The organism is Bartonella sp. AD328YNZD (assembly GCF_042196425.1).
Map to the genome: position 1 here is coordinate 1 of NZ_JBHIQG010000096.1, position 7,548 is coordinate 7,548.

A 7,548-nucleotide genomic window follows, 5' to 3' on the forward strand; every position below is an offset into this window, starting at 1 on the left:
TAAAGCTTTAATGCGGTGTAAAGTCACACCGTTAACAACGCGGTTTTCATTAGTAAGTTCATATTTTTTTGCAGGCTGTTGTTTATTAACAGATGCAGTTTCATTTGAAATGGAAGAGATAACGGGGGTGTTTTTTGAATTTGTCATATTTAAAACCTATCTGTTTAAAAGTTTGTTATTGACAGCCCATAAGGGCGCCGGGCGCTAACAAACACGGCAGATAGTCCGTTGCTATGCTTTTCCCTCGCGAAGGGTATTGTATAACATAGCTACACCCGACATAATCATCATATATGCTAACAAAAGCATAAAAGATAGTCAGTTTTTATAACAGGATTAGGTTTATCGTAACCTCTTCGCTATCTGTTTTAGTGTTTGTTAATCACTTGATTATTTATATAACAAAATACGTATTTATTGTCAAATAATACTTTATCTTTTTTGATATTTTTTTGTATTTTTTAAATACGTTATGTATTGATAATATCTTATGCCTATTAATTGCTTCTTTTATATTTATGTGCTTTTAAAGCTATATTACGGTCTTTGTGAAACGACTGCGTATTTTTTGAATCTATACATTTATAATATTTAGAAACGCTCTCATAATGCATATTTTAAACTTTATAACCTATCAATTTTGTCACTAAATGAATTTTAATTTTTTTGTGAATTTTGTTTATAAGGGGCTCTAATTTAAACAACCTTAATATGCACCGCGCTCTTATAACCAACGCATTCATTTGCATTTTTGCTTTATTCAAATAAAGCTACTGTTTTTACGCATTCTTTATAACTGTTATATGTTTTATAGCCATGGCATCATTTTTCATTTTCATAAGAGAAGCGATAAATAGAATAATTGTGATTTATTGCTTGTTATGAAAATATCTAAAGAGAGATTGATAATTATAGAGATCAGTAAAATCCCTTTTAATAGGCTTTTGTCAGTTGTGTCAGCTTTGTCAGTTCTTTTTAGACCCTCTATTATTTTTTTTAAATGAGAGAAAATTAAAAACATTATATTTCAATAGGTTATAATTTTAATGATGCAACCTTTATTAAAAGACAACGCATAAATTCAATTCATAATATATATTTGTCAGTTATGTGTCAGTAAATTGAACCGACAAAATAGATTATTTTAGTGAGTGATTAAAATGTGCTTTATGAAAAGCATATGCTCCTTTAAAGCCTTTCAAAAGATAGTTTGTAACTCATATGAAATACTATCAAGACCATTATGGTTATGAGTTTTGGAGGTTTAGGGGTTTTTGGAGGTGCTTTTTACGCCCCTTTTATATATTTTTTTCAATAAAAAATAAAAATTATTATATTTCAATGCGTTAATGATCTAAATAAACAACCTATATTAAACACAAAACATAAATACAACCTTTAATATATATTTAAGAGGGTTTTGTAGGTGTTTTGGGGGTTTTAAGAACCTACAAAACCTATAAGTAATATAAGAAAATGAATATACATAGCTCTCTTTAAATAAAGCTATCATTTTAGATTACGGTATAATCTTTTAAAGGCAATGTAAAAAAATCTAATTCACTTTAGATAGGGTTTCTTAAAAGTCTTAAAGCAATCCAAATAAGAGTATCTAAAAGTGCAAGTTTCTTCTTTTTAGAATAACGCATATAAACTGTCTTTTTGAGATTGTATCTAATCAACTTAACAAGAGAGGTATAGATTATGGTTATAAGCTCTATACCCCTTGTGAATTTAGCATACCCATTATGTGAGCATGCTTTATAAGTTATTCAGTTTCTCTTATTTCCAATTTTGGTAGTTTTTTTACGATTTTCATTGTTTCTAAACTTACGGTAATAACCTTTTGAAATAACTCTATAGGGTAGGCAGGATTGCCAATGGTTTCAACAGCATAGCGATTGGCATCATTGACAATGCCGCTCTTTTTATCGGTCTTTACACATTGACGCCCCATAACCCATTCAAGAGCGGGTTTACCATTGACGATATACTCATAAGCTTCAAGAGGGATATCCGTCATGATGATATTGCTATTGTAGATAACAGTGGTTTTATCTTTCTCTTTACCTGCTTTTGCGAATTTCATTTCAGTTACATAATAGAATTTTTCGGGATTAGAGATGTCAGTTAATTTTGGATTACCCTTTTTAAAGGTCACGGGATAAGGTTCTACAGTTTCATAATTCACGTGCAAATGACCCAATTCACGTCCTGCTGTCACAAATTTCCAAAAATCTTCAGCATTCTTTACACAAGGGATACGAGGCAATTCTTTAGAGAGGTTATCAGCATAACGAGCACGGTAATCTTCCGAATGCAAAAGACCATAAACGTAATAGAACAAATCATCTTTAGTGATTATTTCATTCGGATAAGCAGCTTTAAAATGTGCTAATCCTTCATCAGTAATGGCATCACGCCTCTGTAAACCAGCTGTTTTACTTTCTTCTGTAGAAATTAAAAATAAATGGGATTGTTTTTCATTTTTACTTTTTGAAACCGTATCATCTTTGTAAATATAGCGTGGAAAGCATTGACCTGTATCTATTACACTCACATCAGGTACATTTTTAGACATCAAGATAGAAAATCCACTTCTTGCTCCTACAGAAGAAACTTGTATCACTTTATTTTCAACCGCTTTTTCTATAGGAAATATCCGCGGCATTTGGTAAACCATATCATTGAAGGTACGATTATAATAAAGCCATCGTTGTGTAAAAGGACGATACAGACTTGGTATGAGGCATGTCTCTTCAAATTCAAAAAACTTTCCTTTTGTCAACTCTTGTTTAAGTCCACGGCTCCAACTTATCTTACTTTCATCTGAATTTACAAAATTATTTACAACATTGGTATGTATTTTACGGTCAGTGTGTGCATAAGTATCATTAAAACGTTCCACTTCACTGTTATAGAAGGCAATCATATTACTCATGTTTTTCGCTAGAGCTTCAGGGCTTGAGTTGTATGTCCAAGCATCACGACTCGTCATAATACCGCGAGAAAAATTTTCAAACAGCTTTTTACCATGACTTTTCTTATCACCTAGGGCTAGGAATGTTTTGAAACTCTCATCACGTTGATTTATCCAATCACCATGTTCATCCGGCGTGATTATTTGCCAACTTTGTTCACGTGTAATGCCATCAATACTACCAAAGTATTCAAGAGCTGTAAGTTTTTCTTTTGTCGTGAAATTATTACCAATATCATGATAGTAAATTTTACAATCTCCAGAAGCATTGGGATTTTTGATAAATAGCGTTACCGCAATACCCGTCATACTACCATTGCCGAAAATATTTTCACCTTCTTGAGCAACTCCATTGCTTAACATATTTTTGCGAAGATCCCCCCGTAAATTAAGCACATAAATACTCGTAAACTCTTTGGCTAAAGATTTTCGTAAGCTATCCATTGTTGGCTTTTCTATGTAACCAGAACCAGAAACAAAGCCTATTACCCCAGCATTACTAATACGGTCACTTGCCCAACGAATGGCACGGATATAGCTGTCATAAAGTGCTCGTATATTCGTTACTTTCGATTGAGCAGCATAAGTTTTACGGATACGTTCATCTAATATGGGATAAGGACTGTTCTTTGCATTATCATTTTCGCTTTTTTGCCCCACGGAATAAGGAGGATTGCCGAAGATAACTTCAATATTGAGGTTTTTCTGAAGTTCTAAATATTCACTGTTTTCCTCTAGTAAACCTTTCATCAGATCTTGCTTTTCAAGCATTCGAAACGTATCGGTTAAGCCAATATGCTTGAAAGGAATATACTCTCTTTTCTTCAAACTATGATAAGTCGATTCAATGTTAATGGCTGCTATGTAATAAGCCAGTAAAACAATCTCATTGGCATGGATATCATGACGGAACTTATATTCCATATCCTCTGGTTTTATGAGATTTGATTGTAAAAGCCTTGTGATAAAGGTACCCGTTCCAGTGAAAGGGTCAAGAATAGAGACATCCCGTGACCCCAAGCTTTTTCCAAACTCATTACGCAACACATCATCAACAGAATGAATGATAAAATCGACAACCTCAACGGGGGTATAAACAATGCCAAGCCTATCCGTTGTCTTCTTAAAAGCTTTGGTAAAAAAATCTTCGTAAAGTTTGATAATAAGATTTTGTCTTGCCTGTGGTTCTGTAATGCCAGAGGCACGGAACTTTACGCTGTCATAAAACTCTTGTAATTCTTTGGATTCTTCCTCAATATTGGTTTTATCGAGTTCTGTTAAGATTTTTTCCATTGCTTGCGAAATGGCATTGTTTTGCACAAATTCATTGCCCTCAAACAAAGCTTCAAACACGGGGCGCGTTACAAGATGTTGCGCTAACATCTCAATCGCTTCTTCTTGCTTTATCTCACTGTTTAAGTTGTTTTTTAATTCCTTATAAAACGCATCAAAGGCATGATAAGCTCCGCTTGTTTGATCAGAAAGCAGAGTTTGAAGGCGTGTGATATGGTTTTGTGCAATCTCAGCAACATTGTTCGCCCAAATGCCCCAATAATCACTCATAGTAGATTTTTTAACAATCAGTGTTTTGAGAGCATTGGGAAACTCAACAAAAAAGGGTAATCTTCCTGTTACGCTATGACTATGTTGCGGTTCATGAGCTTGTGTCCCAATACAAAGTCCGGATTTTTCTGATTTTTCGTGGAGCGGGATTTCGTCAATAACCGTGGTGACATTCTCTAATTCGGTCTTTTTAGAAACTGTAACAATGTCGATGATAGAGCTTACGTCTTGCCCTAAGACCATCTGGTTAAGGGTTTTACTAAAATTCTCATCATGGGCAAGCAAAGCATTGAGAACTTGCCAGACAACACTGTATCTCTTATTGTTTTTTAATGCCTCTTCTGGTGAAACACCAGCAGGAACACCAACCGGCAAAATGATATAGCCCATCTTTTTGCCTTTTGCACGACGCATCACACGTCCTACCGCCTGTATCACATCCACTTGGCTTTTACGCGGGTGTAAAAACATAACCGCATCAAGGGAAGGAACATCAACACCTTCTGAAAGGCATCTTACATTGGTTAATATACGGCAGACATTCTCACCCGCATCTTCTTTTAACCAATCAAGTTTTATCGTACGGTTTTTGGCACCAGATTTTCCATTAATATGATCTGCTTGACAGTTAAGAAGGGGAATATTTTTATGGTTTTCATGAAGATTACGTAAATCTTTCTTAACTTCTTCATTGTTGAATGTTCTACATATGCGTTCAGAAGTATCAATATCTCTACAAAAAGCCAAAGCCCGATGCATGGGTCTTGTATCATCCCCAAGATCAATTTTCAGATCCATTTTGGTAAGAGCTTGATAACAACCCATGATCTTTGTTCTATCATCAAGAATAAGTTCATAATTCTTATCTGTCATCAGATGCTGGATAGATTTACTCACTTCTCCTTCATCAACACCTAAAACGATAATCTTGTAAGGCGTTAAAAGTCCATTTTTTACAGCATGGGAGAAACTATAAGAATAAAGGATTTTTCCATAAAGCTCTTCATCATCCATAGAAGCCAGAACAGCATCAATCTCATTAGCTTGTTTTTTGGCATTATCACTAAAGATACGAGGTGTTGCTGTCATATACAGACGTTTCTTGCCCCGAATAAGGCTATTATTATGAACCTTGATAAACTCAGATTCACTCTTGTCTGTTCCTAACACAGCTCCAGTGGTACGGTGTGCTTCATCACAAATGATCAGATCAAATTCGGGTAAATCATACTTTTTTTGCGCATCCGAAATCACTTGTATCGAATGGTAGGTAGCAAAGACCACTGTCATGGCATCAGGAGAAACCTTATTGGCTTTTTCTCCAAGCTTTTGAGAATCTGTTGTTGCTGGTAGAGCGAGATCCGAGACATCGAGTTCGGCAGCATCATCTTGGGCTTTACGACGCTTGCCAACTTGTGTATCAGAACACACCGCAAAGGAACGCAAGGGTATCTCTGTATCTGCTGTCCATTCTCTTATTGTTTGTGACATTAAAGAAAGAGAGGGGACAAGGAATAAAACATGTTTACCTTGACCAGCAAGAGCTTCTGCTATCTTCAGACTGGTAAAGGTCTTTCCCGTTCCACACGCCATAATCAGCTTGCCACGGTCTGCTTCTTGTAAACCGTCACAAACAGCTTTAAGCGCTTCTTGTTGATGATCTAAAAGCTTTTTTGGTTCTTTTTTCTTAAGAGTAGCTTCCCCTTTGCTTTCAAAGGTTGACCAATCTATTTGACTGTTTTCCAGATCAAAAAGATTAATCCGTTGAATGCGGACTCCTTGTCCTTCACAGGTGAGATCGGCATTGTTACTCCAATTACCTTCGGTGCTATCAACCAGAATACGGCGTGTGAAGATCTTTTTTCCCGAGGCAGCAATAAAGCTATCAATATCTTCTTTCTTGATCTGATGATTTGCACTATAAAACTTACATTGAATAGCGGCATATCCTTCTTCATCACGAATTTTAGCAACCAGATCAATGCCAATATCACGCCCATCTTCCCCATGCTCTTTTGCCCATTCACAATAGGTTTGAACCTTTTCGTATTCTTGGCATTGTAGAGGGTCTTGCGTCAAATAAGCAATTACAAACTTTTCAAAAGAAGTTCCTCTATCGCGCGCACTTTCTGTATGATCACGGTAGGATTGTAACAGAGAGCGTAATGTCAGTGGTTTGTTATGAGATTGAAGCATTTATAATAAAACCCCACCGCTTTATAAGCGTTGATCTATCGGTGTCAAAAAACTTTAAATAGAATTTGCTAGATCTATTTAAAACAAATAGCAATAATAAAATAAAAAAAGGGCACTAAAGACCCACAACCTGCTTAAAAAGAAATTTTATTAAAGGCTACTTATCCACAGCCTATGACATGAGGTAAAATCAGCAAAATAGTGAAATTTGCTGTTCGTTTCACGTATTCATAAAGACAAATGAACTATGTGCTTTGATAGGTTTTATAGATAGGTTTTGAAGATTTCTCAAACCTTCAAAACCTCTAAAACTCATAGATGAGGCGTCCTTTGAAGGTTCATTCTATGAATGCAAGGGGATATGGTTGAGCAAATTTATCCTTTATATTTATGGGGATATTGATGTATTAACCATTGACGGGATAAACAGTTTTGTTTAGAGGTTTCTTTATATAAATGTGGGGGAGAGATCTTCAGCAGTTAAAATAAAGCAGGGTTTTGGTGCGGATTGTTTTTGAATACAGAGATGGGCCCTGTTATTAGAAATCTTCATAGGATAATACCCATTTTGAATGGTGTTATCAAAGGTTCATGAAGTTCTTTTAAAGAGTGCTTCATGAATAGTGCAAAGCGGGGGCAGTCTGTATTGTTTTGTGTATTTTTACGCCAAAGTTCTCTTTTGAGAATTTTTCGTGCCATTGTTGTTTTCTTTGGCTTGTTTGCAGGTGTAAGTGTTTATGCGCGCTCCTCAGCTATTTTTCATTCCCCAACCGATAATTTTTCTCGTAGGTATTCAGAAAAGCAGCAAT

The 7,548-nt window shown here is 35.4% G+C and carries 1 protein-coding gene and 1 pseudogene; one reads left to right on the forward strand and one right to left on the reverse strand.

Translation table 11 applies throughout. The features are described from left to right. Positions 1-1,768: 1,768 nt before the first annotated feature. The gene (locus ACFIO3_RS06035; RefSeq protein WP_375608397.1) at positions 1,769-6,739 is read right to left on the reverse strand and encodes a DEAD/DEAH box helicase; all 4,971 of its coding nucleotides are present in this window, start codon (positions 6,737-6,739) and stop codon (positions 1,769-1,771) included. Positions 6,740-7,355: 616 nt separating this feature from the next. Between ACFIO3_RS06035 and ACFIO3_RS06040 the strand changes: the two are divergent. Further along, positions 7,356-7,548, forward strand: a pseudogene (locus ACFIO3_RS06040) (ShlB/FhaC/HecB family hemolysin secretion/activation protein); the annotation flags it as partial.